Below are 20,646 nucleotides of genomic sequence, written 5' to 3' on the forward strand. Positions count from 1 at the left end.
ACCCCAAACTAAATGAATGATATCATATTAAAGGCCGAAAACATTTCCAAACAATATCGTCTGGGACTTGTCGGTACCGGTACAATTGCCCACGATCTTAACAGATGGTGGCATTTGGTGCGCGGAAAAGAGGATCCGTACATGACCGTTGGGGATGTAAATGATCGCAGTGAAGCGGCAGATTCGGACTACGTTTGGGCGTTAAAGGATATCAATTTTGAAGTAAAGCGGGGCGAGGTATTGGGCATCATCGGTAAGAATGGTGCCGGAAAATCTACCTTGCTAAAAATTCTTTCCAAAGTTACGGGCCCTACCACAGGTATCATACGGTCCAAAGGTAGAATAGCCTCTTTATTAGAGGTAGGAACAGGGTTTCATGGAGAGCTCACTGGCAGAGAGAACATTTATCTGAATGGTGCGATCCTCGGAATGACCAAGGCGGAGATAGCTTCTAAGATCGATGAGATCGTAGATTTTTCGGGTTGTACACGATATATCGACACTCCCGTAAAAAGGTATTCTTCTGGGATGATGGTACGCTTAGGTTTTGCCGTTGCCGCGCATTTAGAACCAGATATTCTTATTGTGGATGAAGTCCTGGCCGTTGGAGATATAGAGTTTCAAAAAAAGGCCATAGGTAAAATGAAAGACATATCTTCTGGACAAGGCCGGACTGTTTTATTCGTAAGTCATAATATGGATTCGGTACGCAACCTATGTACACGTGGATTTGTCTTGGAAAATGGATTGATCACTTTTTCTGGAACCCAGAATGAGTCGGTAGACTATTACTTAAGTTTGGCCAGAGAGAACATTTCAGACGTTAAGTCATTTGAGAGCTTAGGGAATGACTTCATTTCAGTACATAGTGTTACTGTTAATGAAGGTAAGAAGTATATCGGGATAGAAGATGATGTCGATATCACTGTCGAATTCACACTGTTGCAGCCTACCTCTAAACGTGTAGATGTCGCGGCTGCAATTTCCAATGAGAGCGACCTACTTATGCTTAATACAGGCACGGGACTTTCTTCAACGTCACCTATAAAGAATGAAGTAGGATTACGTCAAAAATTGGAAATGAAAATTCTTAGTCCTAATCTTAATTCGGGCTTGTATAGTGTTACCCTACGATTTGTAGAGAATCGAGCTGGACAGGCCAAACTTCGGTTGGATGAAATCATCACCTTTGAAGTGAGAGGAGAAAAATTAGGTGAGGCATATATTAAGACGGCTGGTGTAATAAGTCCTACTTCCATAATAAAGATGCAGCCATGATTATTACTGATGATTTTGTGATGATAAACTTTCCAAAAACGGGAAGTACGTTTGTTCGATCGGTATTACACCAAATACACCATGCGCGTGTACATCATAAAAGTCCACTAAGAAGGTTGTTGTCTAAAGATCCTGAATTCGTAAATCTAAAGTTGCCAAATATAAGAACCACAAGTTTTAGGAAGGGACTTGAAGATGAACATGGAATCTGTTATCAGATTCCAGAAGAACATAGGCAGAAAAAGATAGTTAGTGTAAAGAGAGACTTGTTCGATAGGATTGTTTCGAGTTATGAATATATGGATTGGAAAAAGGCCCCTTGGATAAGTGAGGGTGAAATAAAAGAACGATTTCCTAATTACCCTAATCTTGGTTTTGAAGATTATGTGCACTTATTAATAGAGCATAATCCCTTGGAAGTGCATCCAGAAATTAACCGAAAGTTACCAATAGGACCGCTTTCGAGCTTCTTTATTTTATTCTACTTCAAAGAACCGTTTGAGGTGTTGCGTTCTATTGACGAAGCCTATATCAATTCCTCGAAATACAAGGAAGACATGTTTGATGTAACATTTTTAGATCAAGCGAACTTAAATGACGAATTGCATCGGTTTTTACTGAGTAATGGTTATAAGCAGAAAGAAATTGAGTTTATTCTTACCGAAGAAAAGAAAAACACTACCGAGAAGAACGGAAGAACGACAAGAGATTATTTTGCAGATCCTCTTCTCGAATTGATCAAGGAGAAAGAGGCTTTCTTGTATAAAGTGTTTGGAGAGTATTATGTTTAATAGAAGGCAAAAAGTATTTTGTATTGGAACCGGAAAAACGGGAACGACTACGCTTGGAGTAACTTTAACAAAATTAGGATACACCTTAGGGAACCAAGAACAGGCAGAATTGTTGATAGATGCGTGGCACGATAGAGAGTTTATCCCAATTATCTCTTATTGTAAATCGGCCAACGCCTTTCAGGATATTCCTTTTTCACTTCCACATACTTATGAAGCTCTGGACAATCATTTTCCAAAAGCTAAGTTCATACTGACTGAGCGCGATTCTGCCGAGCAATGGTATAGATCTTTAACAAGGTTTCATGCTAAGCTTTGGTCCAATACAAATGAAGTGCCTACAAAAGAAGAGCTTCAGGCGGCATCTTACAGGCATCCAGGATATGCATACAAAGCGCATAAGTATATTTACAATACCAGTGATGATGACCTTTATAATGAAGAAAAACTTAAAAGCTTTTATTTACAACACAATTCTAAGATAAAAGAATATTTTACAGGGAGAGAAGATAAACTTCTCATTATTAACGTTTCAAAAAAAGGAGATTTTGCAAAATTGTGTGATTTTTTAGGAGTAAAAACCTCCTTGACAGAGTTCCCTTGGGAAAATAAAACCTAGCCTATGATGAACGTCACTAAGACATTTTTACCCCCGATGGAAGAATATCAAAAGATTCTTTCACACGCTTGGGATAAACATTGGATCACCAATCGAGGTGACTTGGTACTTAGGCTAGAAAAAGAGATTGCTTCTTATCTCAAAACAGCTCCCATAATAGCTATGACAAATGGTACTTTGCCTATCCAAATTGCAATTAAGGCATTGGAGCTTAAAGGAGAAATCATTACTACGCCCTTTAGTTATGTGGCTACTACTTCCAGTATTGTATGGGAAGGATGTAAACCTATTTTTGTTGATATCCATCCAGAATATTTGACTATCGACGAAACGAAGATCGAGCAGGCTATTACGCCCTATACTTCGGCAATTTTAGCCACGCATGTGTACGGAAATCCATGTAATGTAGAGGCTATAGAAAAAATAGCTAAGACCCATGGGTTAAAAGTGATCTATGATGCGGCACACTGTTTTGGGGTGACGTACAAAGGAAGATCTGTTTTTAACTATGGAGATGTTAGTACCTGTAGTTTTCATGCTACTAAGGTATTTCATACAGGGGAAGGGGGAGCTTTATTTTCAAATGACCCAGAGATAATCAACGCGCTCTTCTATCACCATAATTTTGGACATAAAGGACATGAGTCCTTCTACGGAATTGGAGTAAACGCTAAAATGAGTGAGCTGCAAGCTGCTTTGGGGCTGGCTATATTACCGTATTTCGAAAAGATAAAGTCAAATAGATTAAGCAGCATTGCCTTCTACAAAGAGCATCTAGATGATATAGCCTCCATTCAGTTTCCAAAAACAAGAGAACATGTTTCAGAAAACGGCGCTTACTTTCCGATTGTATTTGATACCGAAACCCGATTGCTCAATATCGTTAAAGCGCTTAATGACAATTCAATTGTTCCAAGGAGATATTTTTACCCATCTTTAAACAAATTGCCCTATGTGGCATATCAAGAAATGCCAATTTCAGAATCCATTTCTAAACGTATTGTATGCCTTCCGTTATATTATGGAATGGATCAAGATGACCTAAGGCATATTTGCAAGATCATTAAAGACAGCGTATGAAGATTGCGATCATGCAACCTTACTTCTTTCCTTATATAGGATATTTTCATTTACTGCACTCGGTAGATACCTTTGTGTTCTATGATGATGTTCATTTTGTAAAAAAGGGTTGGATTCATAGAAACAACATACTTATAAATGGGACGTCTTATTTATTTACAATACCTTGTGTTAAACCAAGTCAAAATAAACTGATCAAAGATATTGCTACGAATTTTAGCATCGCAGAAAAACAACTTTTTTTAAAACGCTTGGAACAAGCCTACAAAAAGAGCCCATATTTCGAAGAGTTTTACCCTTCATTGGAGCAATTTATTAAAGCAGCAGAGCAGGGTTCCATTGGAGAGTTGGCCGCTCAGAGTGTAATGTTTATTACAGAATATTTAGGCATAGAAAGAGCGTTTAAGTTTAGTTCTGAAACGCATTCAGATTCTAGGGGAGCAGAAAAACAAGAACGATTAATTGCGATTGTAAAAAAAGAAGGGGCCACCGATTATCACAATGCTATCGGCGGTACGACATTATATGCAAAAGAAGATTTTTTAAAAGAAAACATTAATTTGCAGTTTATAAAAAGTAATGCAATATCGTACGCACAGGACAAGAAATCTTTTGTGCCTTGGCTTTCAATTATTGATGTGTTAATGTTTAACTCAAAAGAAAAAACAAATGAACTCATCACTAGTTATCAGTTAATCTAATGGGAACGAGCAAAAAATATAAGAACATAGCAAGTCACTATGAACGCTGCTTAGAAGCCTACGGTGATTCTCATAAAGGTGTGGATTGGCCGAATGAGGAAGATGCCCTAAAACGTTACGAGGTGATGTTAGAGGTTATCAAAGAAAAAGAAAAAAAGGTTAGTGTATTGGATTTTGGTTGTGGAGCTGCTCACTTATACCAATATATCAAGGATACGGACAGAACCGATCAGATAGCATATACCGGAAGCGATATTTCAGAGAAATTCATCAGTCTTAGTAAGAAAAAATTCCCTGGGATATCTTTTCATCAATTGGACGTTTTAGCGGATGACCTTAAGGATTTCCCAAGTTTCGACTACCTTATATTAAATGGTGTATTTACCGAAAAACAAGACCTTAGTTTTGAAGAAATGTGGGATTTCTTCACAAAAATGCTTCTTGCGATTTACCCCTTGGCCACCAAAGGGATTGCATTTAATGTAATGTCCAAAGCAGTAGATTGGGAGCGAGAAGACCTGTTTCATGTATCCACAGACAAGTTAATTGATTTTATCTGTGAGAATTTGTCAAGAAACTTTGTGCTTAGAAACGACTATGGGCTATATGAATATACAGTTTATTTGTACAAATAATGTAATCAAGAATGGGAAAAGTAATCATATTTGGTACAAACGATCTAGCTGAGCTAGCACATTATTATTTATCAAATGACAGCGCTCATGAAGTGGTAGCTTTTACAGTTCATGAGCAATACTTAAAAGAAGATTCTTTTAAAGGACTTCCAGTTGTTGCTTTTGAGACCCTTGAAGGAGCATATCCGCCAACTGAATTTAGCTTATTCGCACCAATGATTGGTACTAAAATGAATCAATTACGAGAGAGCGTGTATTTGGAAGGTAAGGCAAAGGGGTACGACTATATCTCTTACATCAGCTCTAAAGCTACCTTGTTTGATAATGAAATAGGGGAAAACTGCTTTATCCTCGAAGATAATACCATCCAGCCCTTCACCCGTATAGGTAATAATGTGATCTTGTGGAGTGGTAACCACATAGGACACCACGGAGTGATCAAAGATCACGTATTTTTCACGTCCCATGTGGTGATGTCTGGGCATTGCATTATAGAATCGCATTGCTTCGTTGGTGTAAACGCTACCATTAGAGATGGATGTACCTTATCGCAAGGAACACTATTGGCAATGGGTGCTTGCTTAACGTCGAAAAGAACAGAACCTTGGGGAGTATACATAGGAAACCCGGCAAAATTGAAAGAAGGGAAAATAAGTCACGAAGTCTTTTAGGATGCAAAGCTGGAAAAAAAAAGGTGTCATCTATAATAGTGCAGGAGATTTTTGGTGGAATAAGACGCATGCCCAAGTCCCTGTAGCAACTGCTGTTGGTAATAATGTGCTTCGCATATATTATTCGGCAAGGGACGAACATGGAAGAAGTCATATAAGTTATATAGAAACATCAGCAATTAACCCAAAAGAGGTAGTTTATAAGCATCCCGAGCCGATATTGCCTTTAGGTGACGTTGGTAGTTTTGACGACTCTGGGATCATGCCAACTAGCATTCTAAGTATGGACGATCGACACTATTTGTATTACATTGGATGGACTACAAGAGGAACGGTTCCTTTTAGCAATGCAATTGGCCTCGCAGAGAGTTTTGATGGAGGTAAAACCTTCAAAAAAGTATATCAAGGCCCTATAATCGGATGTTCCGCAAAGGAACCTTATTTTACTGGAACTTGTTGTGTAATACAAATTGATGAGAGGTATGTGGCATATTATTTAAGTTGTATAGGATGGAAAAAGCTAGGGTCTAAGTTAGAGCCTTTATACGATCTTAAGATAGCGGTTTCTAAAGATGCCAAAGAATGGAAAATTACAGGTAAAGTAGCGATTCCCTTATTAGAGAATGAAGGAGGTATCGCTAGCGCAACAGTTGTTTTTAAGGATGGAAAATATCATATGCTGTTTTCGGTTCGGGGAGCAGAAGACTACAGAGAAAACCCTTTGCATTCGTACAAGATCGGTTATGCCGAAAGCATCAATGGATATGATTGGCATAGGATGTCATCAAATGTGATACCATTAAGTGTCGAAGGGTGGGATGCTCAAATGGTTGCGTATCCCAATTTGGTAACGACAGATCAAGGACAACTGCTATTTTACAACGGAAATGGATTTGGGCAATCCGGGTTTGGATATGCAATCTTGAACAATAGCTAAGTTAATTTTCAAGAGAAGAAGACAATGGTAGATATTTGGATGGTAACATACAATCACGCGCCTTTTATTGAAAAGGCGATAGAGAGTATTGTATGCCAAGAAACAAATTTCAGCTACAAAATAATTGTAGGTGACGACCATTCTACAGACGGAACTCAGGAATTATTACTTCAGCTTAAAAAAAAATATCCGAACAAACTACAACTTATCCTTAGAGATAAGAACATTGGGCCTGCGAAGAATGCCATCGATGTATATAAATCCTGTACTGCCAAATACATAGCCATGTGCGAAGGGGATGATTATTGGACACATCCTAATAAATTGCAAAAACAATTCGATTTTCTTGAAAGTGATGACTTAGCTGTTGGATGTTTTCACGATAGCGTGGTCGTAGATAAAGAAAACTCTATCATTGCTCATAGCTATTTCGATAATAATGGGAAGTTCGAGTTTGATCAAACTATGGCATTAAAAGAACTACAAAGTAGTTACGCAACAAGTTCCCTGATGTTCAAAAGAGAAGCTCTGATGAATGAAATGGAGCTGTTTCAGGAAATGCCATCAGATTTTATGTTGGATTTTTTTCTTACAGAAAAAGGTACCTTGCATTATATTGAGGAGAATATGTCGGCCTACCGATTGCATTCAGCAGGGATATGGCAAGGGAAGAATGATAGGCAGAATCTTGCGGTTCATCTAAAAAGATATAAATACCTCTATGAAATAGAGAAATATAAAAAACGTCACGGTACCTTTTTGCGAAGTGAAATTTTTTCACATTATCAGGTGCTCCACAAATTAGCCGGTAGCAAGGAGGAAAAGATGAAACTTGAGAGAGAAAAAAATGAATATATAAACTTTAAGTATTTAGATACCTATCCGCAAATATGGCAAAGACTCAAAAAAGCCTTCCGGTACCGTTTGAAAGCAGTAGGGATAATAAGAAAGTAAATCATGATAAAAAAAATAGTAAAAAAACTGCTTTACAAAGCGGGATATAAAATAAAGAAGATACCCAAATCCTATCCTCCCAAGAAACGAATAGTAGAAAAATTCTCTATGGAGGCGGCTCTACAAAGGGCGGTCGCCAGAAATATCGAGGTCGCCACGGTGATCGATGTGGGGGCTTCCGATGGGCGTTGGTCCGAAAACTGTATGAAAGCCTACCCCAATGCCAACTATTTACTGGTGGAAGCACAAAAAGGACATCTAGAAGGACTGAAGGCCTGTGCAGCTAAATATGATAAGGTATCGTATGTATTGGCGGCAGCTGGAGCAGCGAAGGGGACCATCTATTTCGATGATACCGAACTTTTTGGGGGCGTAGCATCGGCTACCAAACTCAAGGAAAATTATATTGAGGTGCCTGTGATCGCCATCGATGACCAAATAAAAGAAGAGGGATTGCCAGGACCTTATATGTTAAAGTTAGATACGCATGGCTTTGAGGTTCCCATACTTCAAGGAGCACAGGAAGTATTAAAGCAATGTAGTCTGGTGATCATAGAGACCTATAACTTCAAACTGGGCGATCAGGCCCTACGCTATTGGGAAATGTGCGCCCATATGGACGCACTTGGTTTTTGGCCGCTAGAAAATGTGGACCTTATGCTGAGAGAGTTGGATGAGGCCTTTTGGCAAATGGACACCTTATTCATCCCCAAAACGCATCCTATATTATCAAAAAGAGGCTATCGCTAAATGGGTGCTGAGTTTCCAAAAATATCAGTAGTAACCCCGAATTACAATCAGGCCGACTTTATTGGCGAGACCATCAAGTCTGTATTGTCCCAAGACTACCCCAATCTAGAATATATCGTTATCGATGGAGGTAGTGATGATGGTTCCGTTTCAGAAATTAAAAAGTATGAAGACAGCCTTGCTTATTGGGTAAGCGAAAAGGACAACGGAATGTACGATGCCATCAATAAGGGATTCGCCAAAGCTACAGGCGACATCATGTGCTGGATCAATTCAGATGATGTATTATGGGAAGGGGCTTTGCATTATGTGGCAAAGGTGTTTTCAGAAAATAGGGGTGTGCAATGGCTGCAAGGATACCCTTCGGTAATTGATGAAGCAGGAGCCTTGCTCTATCAAAGAGACCCCGTTGGAAGTAAATTTCATTTTTTAATTGGAATACACAAAAAAGACTATTCTTTTATTCAACAAGAGTCAACCTTTTGGAGCAGATCGCTTTGGGAACAAGCAGGAGGGCAATTGAACACCAACTGTAAGCTGGCAGCCGATTTCGACCTATGGATGCGGTTTTTTGAACACGAAACACTTTATTGCACCCGCAAACAGCTAGCCGCTTTTCGCAAAAGAGCTGGACAACAATCAGAAAATATGGAGGCCTACCTCAAAGAAGCTGGCCAGTCCATAGCAACATTCAAGGAAAAGCAATCTATATTTGAGCGATTGAAATGGAACTTTACCGCTGCCAAAAAGAAAAGGCAGTTGGCCAAACGCATTAATTGGTTATAAGATATGCCTACGTTTTCTGTCATCATCCCCACCTATAATTCCGAAGAGACGATCAGCGCTTCTTTAGATGCTATAGTGTCTCAGACGTTTACAGATGTAGAAGTGTATATTCAAGATGGCCAATCCAAGGATGCTACCCTTGCCATTGTTGATAGGTACAAAGAGCGATTAGACCATCTAGTGGTGGTATCAGAGGAAGACCAGGGAATCTATGACGCCATGAATAGAGCGATGGCTAAAGTCAATGGCGATTGGCTTATCTTTTTAGGCAGTGATGATACGTTTTATGACAACGAAGTACTGGCCAAAACAGCTGCTTTCCTCGAAAAGACCGAAGCTAAGGTGGTGTATGGAGATGCAAAGATCATCGGCGATACGGGATGGGCAAAGGATGGAGAGCTTTATGCAGGAGAATTCACCCTTGCAAAATTGCTCAACCAAAATATCTGCCATCAGGCGATGTTCTACAATACCAATTTTGTGCGACAAGAGATAGGAGACTTCAATATAGCGTATAAAAAGAGTTCGGATTGGGACTTCAATCTTAGGTGTTGGGCAAAGGCTCCGTTTGTATATTTGGACCTGGTGATCGCCAACTTTGCTGCTGGCGGTTTTTCTACCAACAGCAACGACAATAAACTGGTAGAAGATTACCTGGCCAATGTTTTGTCATATTTTGGGGTCGGATTGTTTCATCCTATGGTCAATAGGCCATCGTTCATCTTTTACCCAGAAGTGATGGCAAGACAGCAAAGAGAGCATCCCTATAGGTATCGTCTAATGCAGCTGAAGCAACGAATAGCAAGAAAATTAGGAAGGAAATAATATGAGTGATACAACAAAATTTGCCTTTACCATCTGTTCTAACAATTATCTTGGACAAGCCAATGCATTAAAACGGTCCTTTTTAAAACACAATCCCGATTTTCAATTTACCATCGTTTTGGTGGACAAGCTTTCAGAAGAGATCGACTATAGCATCTTTGAGCCTGCTGAGGTCATTCCGGTAGCAACGATCAAGACCATAGATATCGATGAGCTGGTTTCCAGATATTATATTATCGAACTCAATACATCGATCAAACCAAGCGTCTTTAAGCATATCATCAATGAACATCCGCAGGCAGAGGTAGTATATTATTTGGATCCGGATCTTTACTTCTATGATTCGTTGGCCGAGTTGAACGGAATACTAAAACATAAGACCGCCGCACTCACACCACATATCCTTTCTCCCATTCAACGCGACGGCAAAAAACCAGACGAGAATATCTTCTTGAATTTTGGGATCTACAACCTTGGTTTTATCGGGGTGAATGCAAAAAGCGAGGAGGCACAGCGGATGTTGGATTGGTGGGAAGAAAGGACGATCTACCATGGTTATGACCGTCCTAAAATAGGATACTTCGTCGATCAGCTTTGGATGGCACAAGCACCGCTATTTTATGAGGATATAGCCATTTTGAAAAGCTATAATTACAATATGGCACCGTGGAACCTTCATGAGCGCCATATCGTGGAAATTAACGGTGATGACGTCCTGTTGAATGATGATACGAAACTCGTCTTTTATCATTTTAGCAAGATAGCGGATAACGACATTGACGTTTCTAGGGAATACGATAGGTTTACCCTAAACGATTTTCCATTGCTGAAGGAATTATACACAGATTATAAGAAGGTACTGAAGGAAAGTCGCTATTGGGAGATGAAAAGCATTCCGATCGCCTATCCCGTAAAGATCATCGAAAAAACACCTCAAAACACAAATCCATCGCTGCTGAGGAGGGCCCTAAAGCGACTTAGTAGTATCTTTAGCAAGTGGGGAGACAACGTTTAAAGCCGAAGCAGCACAATGATATCCGTCATAACAATTAATTACAACAACAGAGTTGGTCTGGCACGCACCATGACAAGCGTATTGGATCAGAAGGTTGCAGATTATGAGTATATCGTGGTGGATGGAGGTAGCGATGACGGCAGCAAGGAACTTATAGAAAGCCATGCCGACCGACTCGCCGCTTGGGTGAGCGAATCGGATACTGGCATATACAACGCCATGAATAAAGGTATCGCCCTGTCCAAAGGTGGTTACCTTCTGTTTTTAAACAGTGGGGATGCGTTGGCAGATGAAAACATACTCGCTAACATTGAACAAGAATTGGTAGACAAGGATATCTATTACGGAGACCTCCTTCTAGATTTTGATGATCAAAAAGAAGTGGATATCTACCCAAACAGATTAACCTTTAGTTTTTTATACAACAAATCGCTGCCACATCCGGCATCTTTTATCAAAAGAGACCTTTTCGATCGGGTCTTTTACTATAATGAAAAGCGGCGGCTGGTGTCCGATTGGGAGTTTTTTATGTGCGCTATTTGTAAACATCATGCAACCTATAAGCATCTGGGCGTCACCATTTCAGAATTTGATCCCAGCGGCCTGTCCAGTTCTCCGGAAAACAACAAACTGATGGCAACGGAGCGATTGTCGGTAATGAAAGACCATTTTTCTGCTTTCATCGATGATATCAACGAACTCAACGCATCTAGAGCACTACTTCACACCAATCGATTCAAAATCTTGGCAGCTTTAGAGGATTCGAAGGTTGCGAGGAAGATCAATTCTTTTGTTCTAAGGATCCTGCTCAAGCTTTTTAAGAACAAAACGGTCCAACAGCTCAACAAACAAGATCATTCTCAATGATTCCCAAGAAATTACACTACTGTTGGTTTGGCGGCAAGGAAAAGCCAGAAACCTTGGTCCGTTGCTTAAAAAGTTGGCAGCTATATTGTCCCGATTATCAGATCACCGAATGGAATGAGACCAACACCAAAAGCTTTTCAAATCGATTTTATAAGAATGCCCTGCGTAAAAGAAAGTACGCCTTCGTCGCAGATTATGTTAGGGCCAAGGTACTTTTTGAAGAAGGAGGTGTCTATTTGGATACCGATATGCTATTGGTCAGATCCGTCGATGACCTTTTGAAATATGATTTCTTTATCGGGGAAGAGGTATCAGGCCGAATCGCTTTTGGTCTTTTTGGAGCGCGGCCAAAACATCGTTTTCTAGAGAAAATGCTCGCTTTTTACAATAGCAACTACTTCGACAACTTTTCGCGTCCGGTGATCACGCACAAGTTCAGCCCGTTGATCAATAAAGATACCATCAGCACTAACGAGGTCATCTTAGCGCCACCTTATTTCTATCCTTTGCCCTATGAGCAAAAAGAGGCAGATCATCACTCTTTTTTGAAACCGGAAAGCTATGCGGTTCACCTATGGGACCACTCCTGGGGAGAAGAAATGAATACTACGGCATGGAGTTGGATCAAAAAATTGAGCGAGGTGACGGTCGATTTTCTTTTCTACGGATATCCATATTCTTATTTTAAACGCTATTTTAGGGGTTTTTCTAGGCAATTATATTACGCCTTGAAAAAGAAGCCCTAACATGTCAACACTAAAAGTACTTCATATTACCACATCCTCAAAGGGTGGCGCGGGAATCGCCGCATTGAGATTGCATGAGGCATTGCGCAGTCAAGGAATTTCTTCCGCATTTCTAGCTACCGACCTTACCATAGGATTTGATGGGAAACAACAGGAGGATACATTTTTCAAGTATCAACGCCCCAATTTGCTGAAGAGGATCGCGAATAAGGTTCGAAGGGCAATACGCCTCACCCATGCTGAAATTGCCCAAAAGGAGATCGATTCGGTAAAAGCAAAGTTACAATACGAGACGCTTTCATTACCCTACAGCAAACATCAGCTGCACCTGCATCCTTTGGTACAAGCAGCCGATATCGTTAATTTGCACTGGACAGGCATCATTCTGGACTATGAACATTTCTTTGGCCACTGCCAGAAACCTATCGTTTGGACACTTCATGATATGAACCCTTTTCAAGGAATATTTCACTACAAGGACGATGAGATACGAAATGCTGAATACATCGGACAATTAGATGAAGCGGTAAAGACCTTCAAAAGGCAGATCATGAAAAACGTGGAGGTTGGGGCCATTGTTGCGCCCTCCAAGTGGATGTTGTCCGAGGCTAACAAGAGCGGCTTTTTCGATCATTTTGAAAAGATACATATCCCAAACTCGGTGGACCTGACGCTTTTCAAGATGCAGGATAAGCGCGTGTTGCGGGAACAATACGGCATCGACGAAAATGATCTCGTGATTCTCTTTATATCAGGTAGCCTAGACAATGCTAGGAAAGGACTGGATCTGCTTATGGCGGCCTTGCCGATGCTCGAGGAAACGGGCATCAACCTTCTTACGATCGGAAAGGGGCCTGTAAACGTTCCTGAAAGTTTAAAAGTCATACCTTTGGGAGCAATTAAGGAAGCATCCAAAATGGCAGAGTGCTACGCCTTGGCAGACGCCTTTGTTTTGCCTAGTCGCGAGGATAACCTTCCTAATGTGATGTTGGAGTCCTTTGCGTGTGGCGTGCCTGTGATAAGCTTCTTCACTGGCGGGATGAAAGAACATATTGTAGAAGGAAAAACAGGTAGCTTTGCCAAAAGTATGGATGCTGCTGCACTTGCAAATACGATCGACCGTTTTAATGAACAAAGAGCGTCATTCATTGCAGCCGATATTCGGGCCTATGCGGAACAGAATTTTAATGCAGCACGACAGGCGATGGCCTATATCGAACTTTATGATATTTTAGAAAAAAAGAATGTATAATTGTGTTTTATAGAATTAAACAATGAGTCAGAAGGTAGCTTTTATTACTGGTGTAACAGGGCAAGATGGAGCATATTTAAGTGAATTTTTATTGAAGAAAGGCTATTTGGTCCATGGGCTGAAGCGAAGGTCATCCTTATTCAATACCGACAGGATCGATCATTTGTATCAAGATCCGCATGTGGAGAACCGTAATTTTATTCTTCACTATGGCGACATGACCGATAGCACCAACCTTATAAGGTTGATCAAACAGATACAGCCCGATGAGATCTATAACTTGGCAGCTATGAGTCATGTTCATGTATCTTTCGATATGCCCGAATATACGGCAAATACAGATGCCTTGGGAGCATTGCGCATTCTAGATGCCGTACGTCTTTTAGGTTTAGAAAAAAAGACAAAGGTCTATCAGGCGTCTACCTCAGAGCTCTATGGAAAGGTGCAAGAGGTCCCTCAAACCGAAACCACACCTTTTTATCCTAGAAGCCCTTACGGGGTGGCAAAAATGTATGCCTATTGGATCACGATCAACTATCGAGAGGCATATGATATATTCGCTTCCAATGGCATCCTATTTAATCATGAATCTCCAATTCGTGGAGAAACCTTCGTAACCAGAAAGATCACTAGGGCAGTGTCGCGTATCGCACTTGGACTTCAAGACAAGTTTTATATTGGAAATTTGGACGCACAGAGAGATTGGGGCCATGCCAAAGACTATGTGCGAATGATGTGGATGATCTTACAGGCCGACCAAGCCGAAGATTGGGTGATTGCCACCGGAAAGACCACATCGGTAAGAGACTTTATAAAGATGGCCTTTAGTGAAATTGGCGTGGAACTAGAATTCAAAGGCAGTGGAGTAGATGAAAGAGCCATCGTAAAACAATGCCATGACGAGCGATTTCAATTAGAGGAAGGAAAAGAGGTCTTACAGGTCGACCCAAAATACTTCAGACCTACGGAAGTAGATCTTTTAATTGGCGATGCCACGAAAGCAAAAGAGAAGCTGGGATGGGTGCCGGAATATGAGTTGTCAGAATTGGTAAGTGACATGATGGAAAGCGACCTGAAACTGATGAAAAAAGAGCAATATTTGAAAAAAGGAGGATTCGATACCCTAAATTACTTTGAATAGTTCATGGACAAAAATGCTAAGATATATGTTGCTGGACACCGCGGCCTCGTAGGAAGTGCCATTTTAAAGGGGCTCAAAGAAAAGGGATACGATAACATCGTGCTCAGGACCCATAAAGAACTCGACCTGACCGACCCCGCGAAGGTGACAGCTTTTTTTGAGGAAGAGAAACCTGCCTATGTATTTCTGGCAGCGGCAAAAGTAGGTGGTATCGTTGCCAACAATACCTATCGGGCCGATTTTATCTATCAGAATCTAATGATTCAAAACAATGTCATCCATCAGAGCTATCGGTCGGGCGTACAGAAATTGTTGTTCTTGGGAAGTACCTGTATCTATCCTAAAAATGCGCCACAACCGCTAAAAGAGAAATATCTGCTCACAGACACCTTAGAATATACCAATGAGCCTTACGCCATAGCAAAGATCGCTGGCATTAAGATGTGCGAAAGCTATAACATACAATACGGCACCAACTTTATGTCGGTGATGCCAACAAACTTGTATGGCCCTAACGATAATTTCGATCTGGAGAAGTCGCATGTGCTACCCGCGCTGATACGAAAAATGACGTTGGCAAAAGCCTTGGAAAACAACGACTGGGAACTCATTAGAAAAGATCTCGACAAACTTCCAATAGGGAAGATCAGCGGCAGCAATAGCGAGGCCGAAATATTGAATATCTTAAAGTCTTTTGGTATTTCAAAAACGAACACCAAGGTACAAGTGGAAGTTTGGGGTACCGGGAAGCCTCGCAGAGAATTTCTATGGTCCGAGGACATGGCCGATGCCTGTATCTTTATCATGGAACGATTGAATTTTGACGATGTGAAACCTTCTTCCACAGAGATTCGTAATACACATATCAATATTGGAACGGGTAAGGACATAACGATCCAAGAATTGGCTATGCTTATTAAAAACATAGTAGGTTTTCAAGGGGAGATTTATTTCGATAGGTCAAAACCCGATGGAACCATGCGCAAATTGGTAGATGTCACCAAACTTACCTCTTTGGGCTGGCAAGCTCAAGTAGCACTCGAGGAAGGGATCAGAAAGATATATTCATGGTACTTAGGACACTAGCCTTATGAAACTCTTTAAGTCCATAATTCGAAAATTACCCTATGCTAGAGGCCTTTATGCAGAGGTCCAAAATTTCAAGAAGAATTCGTGCTATCCTGCAGGACATTATTACTCGCCCATTGTTTCGGTAGACGAGATCAAGCGAAGAGAGAAAGATATATGGAAGGGAGCGGCCATCGATGGGATTGCCGGTATCGACCTCAATACCGATAGACAACGGTCATTGGCGATAGATCTATCCAAATATTATGAGGAGATGCCCTTTGAAGAGAACCCTGTCGAAGGACTTCGATACAAGTTCGACAACAATATGTACCGCCATACCGATGGCATCTTGCTCTATGGAATGCTAAGGCACCTGGCGCCAAAAAGGATCATAGAAGTGGGCTCGGGACACTCTTCAGCGCTGATGTTGGATGTTAATCAAAGATTTTTCAACAACGAGATCGATCTTACATTTATTGAACCGTACCCAGAACGCTTGTTCAGCACCATCACCGATACCGATAAGGTGAGTACCACTATTTTTGAACGAGATCTTCAGGAAATGGAGGTGTCCTATTTCAAAAACTTGGGGAAAGGCGATATACTTTTCATCGATAGCACCCATATAGCCAAGTGTGGTAGCGATGTCAACTATATTCTTTTTGAGATCTTACCTGCCTTACATCCAGGTGTTTTTATACACTTCCACGACATATTTTACCCTTTCGAGTATCCAAAGGGATGGGTATACGGAGGCAGGAACTGGAATGAGAACTACATCCTCAGGGCATTCTTAATGAATAATGAAAATTATAAGATCCAACTCTTTTCAGACTATTTGCACAAGCATCATTCAGACGTCTTTGAAAAAATGCCTTTAGCATATAAAGACTTCGGAGGAGATATATGGTTAGAAAAAATAAAATAACCATCAATGACTCAACCATTGCTTTCCATAATCACTATCAACTTCAATCATGCAAAAGGACTGCAACGAACCATCAATTCGGTGACGTCCCAGACATTCGAAGATCTTGAATACCTAATCATAGATGGCGCATCTAAGGACGAAAGTACAGCTGTTATCGAAAAGAATGCCGATAAGATCGATCATTGGGTCAGTGAGTCAGACACCGGAATCTACAATGCCATGAACAAGGGCATTAAGGCGGCAAAAGGACAATATCTCTTATTTTTAAATAGTGGAGATGTACTAAGTGGTCGCACGGCGCTGGCAGATTTTATCGGACACCATGACTTTAAAGGAGATATTATTTACGGTGATTATAAATTTGAAGAAGGTGAAAAAGTGTATCCAGATACATTGACGCCGATCTTCTTTATGAGATCGTCCTTACCACATCAGAGTACCTTGTTTAAAAGCACGGTGTTTGATGAGATGGGACTGTATGATGAAAGTTATCAGATTTCCGCTGATAGGGCGTTTTATGCCAAATGCTTCGCGAGTGGCAATGTGCAGTTCACACATCTCAGCTACCCATTGGCAGTGTTCGATCTTAGTGGGATGAGCAATGACCCCAAACACCTTCAAAAGAAATTGGAGGAGGATGAACGGCTTTTGCGTGCAGCTTTCGGAGAAAGATACGATGGATATATGGCTCAATTGCAGGAACAAAGAGCGATGAGTGAAGCCAAATACAAAGGTCTTATGGGGATTTTTAGACGAATCAATAGGAAGTTTCGAAAACGATGAATAAACCGCTGGTTAGCATAATCATTCCTACCTATGATCGGTTGGCGCTCTTAGAAAAGACCCTGAGAAGCGTGTTGGACCAGTCGTATCCCAACATGGAGGTCATCGTCGTGGACGACGGCACACCTGGGGATGAAAATGAAAAGCTTTGCGAGCAATTCAACAACCTTAGCTATTTTAAGATCCCTAATAGTGGAGGTCCCTCTAGGCCGCGTAATGTTGGAATTTCCAAGGCCAAAGGCGATTATATTGCTTTTTTGGATGATGATGATATTTGGCTTCCGCAAAAGCTTGAGAAGCAAGTGGAAATTTTAGAGAAACACCAAGATTATGGCTTAACTCACTGCTATTGTAAGGTCATTGATGCCACAGGAAATGAAACGGGAGATCTTATTGGACGGCCCGGAGATCCTGGGGTGAAACATGGAAAGGTCACTGAGCGTATGGTAGGCAATTGGACCTTGATGATGCCAACACCCTTGATGAGACGCGAGCTCATAGATAAAGTTGGAAATTTCAATGAGGCCATGCCACAGGCAGGGGAGGATGTGGAATTCTGGGTACGTTGCTCTCTACACACCAAATTCTACTATCTAGATGAGCCATTGGTGCTGTATCGTTCACATCTTAGCAACAGTGAGATCCTTAGCGATAAGTACGTGCAATTACCAAGCTATCTTAAAGAGGTGGTGGATCAAGCTTTCGACGATCATTTGTTGACTGAATCTCAGCATCGATCACTGGTCGATAATCTAGTGAAGATGCAATTAAAGAAACTGAAAGACGGTAAATGGAGAACATTCCTATATTTGTCAAAACTTAATCCCTTTTGGTTTCTTAATTTTAGCAACCTTAAACTGCTTGTAAAAATGCTTACCGCATGAGTGTAACTACGTATTTGATCACTGGAGGAGCCGGAAACGTTGGAAGTGCCCTTGCCAATAAACTATCTGAAGATAAGAACAATCATGTCGTGATCGTCGATGACATCTCAACAGGTGATATCAATAAAGTTCCTAAAAGGGACAATGTTTCCTTCATCAAGGCAGATGTCAATAATTATAAAGATATGACGCCGATTTTCGGCAGATATGACTTCGATCATGTCTTTCATTATGCCGCCGTGGTCGGGGTCAAGCGAACGCTAGAAAACCCGATGAAGGTGTTAGAGGATATCGATGGGATACGAAACATTCTTAGCTTGTCTAAAAACACCGGGGTAAAACGCGTGTTCTATTCGAGTTCTTCGGAGGTCTATGGAGAACCTTTCGAAATTCCTCAAAATGAACTCACCACCCCATTGAACTCGAGATTGCCCTATGCCATTGTCAAAAATGTTGGAGAGGCTTTCTTTAGATCTTTCTATCAAGAATATGGCTTAGAATATACCATTTTTAGGTTCTTCAATACCTATGGGCCCAATCAAAGCGAAGACTTTGTGGTTCCTAGATTTTTAAAGGCAGCTCTTAATGATGAGCCTATCTATATCTATGGTGATGGCCTACAAACACGCTCTTTTTGTTTTGTAGATGATAATGTCGATACCTGTATCAAAGCCCTGAAAAGTGAAGCACATGCCAATCAGGTGCTCAACGTGGGAAGCGACATCGAAATGACCATTTTGTCCTTGGCAAAAAAAGTAGTCGAGATCACCAACTCAAATTCCGAGATCATTCACCTTCCTCCACTGGAAGAAGGAGACATGGCGAGGCGATGTCCAGATAATAGCAAGATGAAAGCATTGCTGGGAAGGGAATTGGTATCTTTGGAAGAAGGACTTGAAAAGTTAATGGCACATTATGCGAATAGGGGATAATCCTGAAAAACATAGCAATCAACTGGAGATCGATTCCTACCATCGGGTAGTGATTCCCGTCTATATACCTAACCTTACCGAAGATTATTTTAGAGATGGTCTAAAAATACTGAAGCTGTGTTTAGGAACTTTATTACATACCATAAATCCCAAAACAAGAATTTCCATTATCGATAATGGTTGCTGCGATGAGGTGATCAATTATCTTAAAGAGCAATTTGCAGCGCACAAAGCCATCGATCAATTATTGCATTCCAAGATCAACCTGGGAAAGGTAAATGCGCTCTATTCAGCCATCAAAAGCAATCTTGAGCCCATCATTAGCATCACCGATGCCGATGTGATGTTTCTACCGGGTTGGCAAGAAGGAGTGGAAGGCGTACTTAACGATTTTCCAGAAGCCGGAATGGTTTCCCCAGTCCCCACGAGTAGAGGCTACGCCAGCATTTATACCTATAGCACTGCATATTACGGACTATTCAAAGGCAAGTTGGCATTTTCCGACGTTGCCGATCCCGATGGAATGATCAAATTCCAAGAAAGTATCGGACGTCAAATGTACGAGCCCATTCATCTGGAAAAATATTTGACAGTGGCCAATAAAAGATCAAAGGCGGTCATCGGTTGTGGTCATTTTGTGGCTACCTTCCGTGCAGAGGTCTTTGAGCATGCACCAACCGAAAATTGCCATGTGAAGATCGTCGGAGGAAGCGAAAACAATTATTTGGATATTCCCAATGACAAAGGTGGATTTTTGCGCCTTTCGACCTTAAAGAATTATGCCTATCACTTGGGGAACAGTGAAGAAGACTGGATGCTGAAAAAATATGATGAGGTGCTTGCCCACCCGAAGAATGAACATATCTTAGCCTCCCTTTCCAAACCACACCCCATCAGTAAACGAGGATATTTCGTCGGCAAAGTGATGCACAAATTGCTGTTTTCAAAATTTAAACGGTCCTTTTTTAAACTGAAAGGGATGAAACAACCTTATTGA

23 protein-coding genes are annotated in these 20,646 nt (G+C 40.9%); all 23 read left to right on the forward strand.

Annotation, left to right across the window (positions count from 1 at the left end; translation table 11 throughout):
* Positions 1-12 precede the first annotated feature (12 nt).
* Genes ACFQ1M_RS17865 through ACFQ1M_RS17975 form a run of 23 tightly spaced genes read left to right on the forward strand, consistent with a single transcriptional unit; the run spans position 13 to position 20,646 of the window.
* Positions 13-1,278 (forward strand): ABC transporter ATP-binding protein, encoded by a 1,266-nt coding sequence (locus ACFQ1M_RS17865; protein WP_386411063.1) that lies wholly within the window; start codon positions 13-15, stop codon positions 1,276-1,278.
* Entirely contained in the window at positions 1,275-2,069 is a 795-nt protein-coding gene (locus ACFQ1M_RS17870; RefSeq protein ID WP_386411067.1) for a sulfotransferase domain-containing protein, read from the forward strand. Before ACFQ1M_RS17865 ends, ACFQ1M_RS17870 begins: the two co-directional genes overlap by 4 nt.
* Positions 2,062-2,688, forward strand: coding sequence for a sulfotransferase (locus tag ACFQ1M_RS17875; RefSeq protein WP_386411070.1), 627 nt, complete (start codon positions 2,062-2,064; stop codon positions 2,686-2,688). Before ACFQ1M_RS17870 ends, ACFQ1M_RS17875 begins: the two co-directional genes overlap by 8 nt.
* Before the next feature lie 3 nt (positions 2,689-2,691).
* Complete coding sequence (locus ACFQ1M_RS17880) at positions 2,692-3,768, forward strand: DegT/DnrJ/EryC1/StrS family aminotransferase (RefSeq protein WP_386411073.1); 1,077 nt, start codon at positions 2,692-2,694, stop codon at positions 3,766-3,768.
* A complete protein-coding gene (locus ACFQ1M_RS17885) occupies positions 3,765-4,469 on the forward strand; it encodes a WbqC family protein (protein WP_386411076.1) in 705 nt (234 codons plus the stop codon). The genes ACFQ1M_RS17880 and ACFQ1M_RS17885 overlap by 4 nt, the downstream gene beginning before the upstream one ends.
* Positions 4,469-5,104 carry a class I SAM-dependent methyltransferase gene (locus ACFQ1M_RS17890; protein WP_386411079.1) on the forward strand — a complete coding sequence of 212 codons (636 nt, stop codon included), beginning with the start codon at positions 4,469-4,471 and terminating at the stop codon, positions 5,102-5,104. Before ACFQ1M_RS17885 ends, ACFQ1M_RS17890 begins: the two co-directional genes overlap by 1 nt.
* A gap of 11 nt (positions 5,105-5,115) precedes the next feature.
* Complete coding sequence (locus tag ACFQ1M_RS17895) at positions 5,116-5,775, forward strand: acetyltransferase (protein WP_386411082.1); 660 nt, start codon at positions 5,116-5,118, stop codon at positions 5,773-5,775.
* A gap of 1 nt (position 5,776) precedes the next feature.
* Positions 5,777-6,712 carry a hypothetical protein gene (locus ACFQ1M_RS17900; protein WP_386411085.1) on the forward strand — a complete coding sequence of 312 codons (936 nt, stop codon included), beginning with the start codon at positions 5,777-5,779 and terminating at the stop codon, positions 6,710-6,712.
* A 24-nt stretch (positions 6,713-6,736) separates the two neighbouring features.
* The gene (locus tag ACFQ1M_RS17905) at positions 6,737-7,666 is read left to right on the forward strand and encodes a glycosyltransferase (protein ID WP_386411088.1); all 930 of its coding nucleotides are present in this window, start codon (positions 6,737-6,739) and stop codon (positions 7,664-7,666) included.
* A 3-nt stretch (positions 7,667-7,669) separates the two neighbouring features.
* Positions 7,670-8,416 carry an FkbM family methyltransferase gene (locus ACFQ1M_RS17910; protein ID WP_386411091.1) on the forward strand — a complete coding sequence of 249 codons (747 nt, stop codon included), beginning with the start codon at positions 7,670-7,672 and terminating at the stop codon, positions 8,414-8,416.
* On the forward strand, positions 8,417-9,202 hold the full coding sequence (locus ACFQ1M_RS17915; RefSeq protein WP_386411094.1) for a glycosyltransferase family 2 protein: 786 nt from the start codon (positions 8,417-8,419) through the stop codon (positions 9,200-9,202).
* 3 nt (positions 9,203-9,205) lie between these two features.
* On the forward strand, positions 9,206-10,027 hold the full coding sequence (locus ACFQ1M_RS17920) for a glycosyltransferase family 2 protein (RefSeq protein ID WP_386411097.1): 822 nt from the start codon (positions 9,206-9,208) through the stop codon (positions 10,025-10,027).
* A gap of 1 nt (position 10,028) precedes the next feature.
* The gene (locus ACFQ1M_RS17925; protein WP_386411100.1) at positions 10,029-11,042 is read left to right on the forward strand and encodes a hypothetical protein; all 1,014 of its coding nucleotides are present in this window, start codon (positions 10,029-10,031) and stop codon (positions 11,040-11,042) included.
* 15 nt (positions 11,043-11,057) lie between these two features.
* Positions 11,058-11,909 carry a glycosyltransferase family 2 protein gene (locus ACFQ1M_RS17930; RefSeq protein ID WP_386411103.1) on the forward strand — a complete coding sequence of 284 codons (852 nt, stop codon included), beginning with the start codon at positions 11,058-11,060 and terminating at the stop codon, positions 11,907-11,909.
* Positions 11,906-12,655 carry a glycosyltransferase gene (locus ACFQ1M_RS17935; protein WP_386411106.1) on the forward strand — a complete coding sequence of 250 codons (750 nt, stop codon included), beginning with the start codon at positions 11,906-11,908 and terminating at the stop codon, positions 12,653-12,655. The genes ACFQ1M_RS17930 and ACFQ1M_RS17935 overlap by 4 nt, the downstream gene beginning before the upstream one ends.
* 1 nt (position 12,656) lies before the next feature.
* Positions 12,657-13,907, forward strand: a complete 1,251-nt coding sequence (locus ACFQ1M_RS17940) for a glycosyltransferase (protein WP_386411109.1) — start codon at positions 12,657-12,659, stop codon at positions 13,905-13,907.
* A gap of 22 nt (positions 13,908-13,929) precedes the next feature.
* Positions 13,930-15,048, forward strand: a complete 1,119-nt coding sequence (gene gmd, locus ACFQ1M_RS17945) for a GDP-mannose 4,6-dehydratase (protein ID WP_386411112.1) — start codon at positions 13,930-13,932, stop codon at positions 15,046-15,048.
* 3 nt (positions 15,049-15,051) lie between these two features.
* A complete protein-coding gene (locus tag ACFQ1M_RS17950) occupies positions 15,052-16,134 on the forward strand; it encodes a GDP-L-fucose synthase family protein (protein WP_386411115.1) in 1,083 nt (360 codons plus the stop codon).
* 4 nt (positions 16,135-16,138) lie between these two features.
* Positions 16,139-17,047 carry a class I SAM-dependent methyltransferase gene (locus ACFQ1M_RS17955; protein WP_386411118.1) on the forward strand — a complete coding sequence of 303 codons (909 nt, stop codon included), beginning with the start codon at positions 16,139-16,141 and terminating at the stop codon, positions 17,045-17,047.
* 6 nt (positions 17,048-17,053) lie between these two features.
* Complete coding sequence (locus ACFQ1M_RS17960) at positions 17,054-17,833, forward strand: glycosyltransferase family 2 protein (RefSeq protein WP_386411121.1); 780 nt, start codon at positions 17,054-17,056, stop codon at positions 17,831-17,833.
* Positions 17,830-18,717: a glycosyltransferase family 2 protein gene (locus ACFQ1M_RS17965; RefSeq protein WP_386411124.1), complete on the forward strand. Its 888-nt coding sequence runs from the start codon at positions 17,830-17,832 to the stop codon at positions 18,715-18,717. The genes ACFQ1M_RS17960 and ACFQ1M_RS17965 overlap by 4 nt, the downstream gene beginning before the upstream one ends.
* The gene (locus tag ACFQ1M_RS17970) at positions 18,714-19,649 is read left to right on the forward strand and encodes an NAD-dependent epimerase/dehydratase family protein (RefSeq protein WP_386411127.1); all 936 of its coding nucleotides are present in this window, start codon (positions 18,714-18,716) and stop codon (positions 19,647-19,649) included. The genes ACFQ1M_RS17965 and ACFQ1M_RS17970 overlap by 4 nt, the downstream gene beginning before the upstream one ends.
* Entirely contained in the window at positions 19,633-20,646 is a 1,014-nt protein-coding gene (locus ACFQ1M_RS17975; protein ID WP_386411130.1) for a glycosyltransferase family A protein, read from the forward strand. The genes ACFQ1M_RS17970 and ACFQ1M_RS17975 overlap by 17 nt, the downstream gene beginning before the upstream one ends.

Source organism: Sungkyunkwania multivorans (assembly GCF_042675645.1).
Classification (GTDB): Bacteria; Bacteroidota; Bacteroidia; order Flavobacteriales; family Flavobacteriaceae; genus Sungkyunkwania; species Sungkyunkwania multivorans.

What these genes read in the sequence shown, in the direction of transcription:
- gmd (WP_386411112.1), top strand. Translation starts at nt 13,930, where the DNA reads ATGAGTCAGAAGGTAGCTTTTATTACTGGTGTAACAGGGCAAGATGGA.
- ACFQ1M_RS17920 (WP_386411097.1), top strand. Translation starts at nt 9,206, where the DNA reads ATGCCTACGTTTTCTGTCATCATCCCCACCTATAATTCCGAAGAGACG.
- ACFQ1M_RS17865 (WP_386411063.1), top strand. Translation starts at nt 13, where the DNA reads ATGAATGATATCATATTAAAGGCCGAAAACATTTCCAAACAATATCGT.
- ACFQ1M_RS17935 (WP_386411106.1), top strand. Translation starts at nt 11,906, where the DNA reads ATGATTCCCAAGAAATTACACTACTGTTGGTTTGGCGGCAAGGAAAAG.
- ACFQ1M_RS17930 (WP_386411103.1), top strand. Translation starts at nt 11,058, where the DNA reads ATGATATCCGTCATAACAATTAATTACAACAACAGAGTTGGTCTGGCA.
- ACFQ1M_RS17970 (WP_386411127.1), top strand. Translation starts at nt 18,714, where the DNA reads ATGAGTGTAACTACGTATTTGATCACTGGAGGAGCCGGAAACGTTGGA.
- ACFQ1M_RS17960 (WP_386411121.1), top strand. Translation starts at nt 17,054, where the DNA reads ATGACTCAACCATTGCTTTCCATAATCACTATCAACTTCAATCATGCA.
- ACFQ1M_RS17890 (WP_386411079.1), top strand. Translation starts at nt 4,469, where the DNA reads ATGGGAACGAGCAAAAAATATAAGAACATAGCAAGTCACTATGAACGC.
- ACFQ1M_RS17885 (WP_386411076.1), top strand. Translation starts at nt 3,765, where the DNA reads ATGAAGATTGCGATCATGCAACCTTACTTCTTTCCTTATATAGGATAT.
- ACFQ1M_RS17940 (WP_386411109.1), top strand. Translation starts at nt 12,657, where the DNA reads ATGTCAACACTAAAAGTACTTCATATTACCACATCCTCAAAGGGTGGC.
- ACFQ1M_RS17910 (WP_386411091.1), top strand. Translation starts at nt 7,670, where the DNA reads ATGATAAAAAAAATAGTAAAAAAACTGCTTTACAAAGCGGGATATAAA.
- ACFQ1M_RS17950 (WP_386411115.1), top strand. Translation starts at nt 15,052, where the DNA reads ATGGACAAAAATGCTAAGATATATGTTGCTGGACACCGCGGCCTCGTA.
- ACFQ1M_RS17915 (WP_386411094.1), top strand. Translation starts at nt 8,417, where the DNA reads ATGGGTGCTGAGTTTCCAAAAATATCAGTAGTAACCCCGAATTACAAT.
- ACFQ1M_RS17905 (WP_386411088.1), top strand. Translation starts at nt 6,737, where the DNA reads ATGGTAGATATTTGGATGGTAACATACAATCACGCGCCTTTTATTGAA.
- ACFQ1M_RS17975 (WP_386411130.1), top strand. Translation starts at nt 19,633, where the DNA reads ATGCGAATAGGGGATAATCCTGAAAAACATAGCAATCAACTGGAGATC.
- ACFQ1M_RS17955 (WP_386411118.1), top strand. Translation starts at nt 16,139, where the DNA reads ATGAAACTCTTTAAGTCCATAATTCGAAAATTACCCTATGCTAGAGGC.
- ACFQ1M_RS17880 (WP_386411073.1), top strand. Translation starts at nt 2,692, where the DNA reads ATGATGAACGTCACTAAGACATTTTTACCCCCGATGGAAGAATATCAA.
- ACFQ1M_RS17965 (WP_386411124.1), top strand. Translation starts at nt 17,830, where the DNA reads ATGAATAAACCGCTGGTTAGCATAATCATTCCTACCTATGATCGGTTG.
- ACFQ1M_RS17870 (WP_386411067.1), top strand. Translation starts at nt 1,275, where the DNA reads ATGATTATTACTGATGATTTTGTGATGATAAACTTTCCAAAAACGGGA.
- ACFQ1M_RS17895 (WP_386411082.1), top strand. Translation starts at nt 5,116, where the DNA reads ATGGGAAAAGTAATCATATTTGGTACAAACGATCTAGCTGAGCTAGCA.
- ACFQ1M_RS17875 (WP_386411070.1), top strand. Translation starts at nt 2,062, where the DNA reads ATGTTTAATAGAAGGCAAAAAGTATTTTGTATTGGAACCGGAAAAACG.
- ACFQ1M_RS17900 (WP_386411085.1), top strand. Translation starts at nt 5,777, where the DNA reads ATGCAAAGCTGGAAAAAAAAAGGTGTCATCTATAATAGTGCAGGAGAT.
- ACFQ1M_RS17925 (WP_386411100.1), top strand. Translation starts at nt 10,029, where the DNA reads ATGAGTGATACAACAAAATTTGCCTTTACCATCTGTTCTAACAATTAT.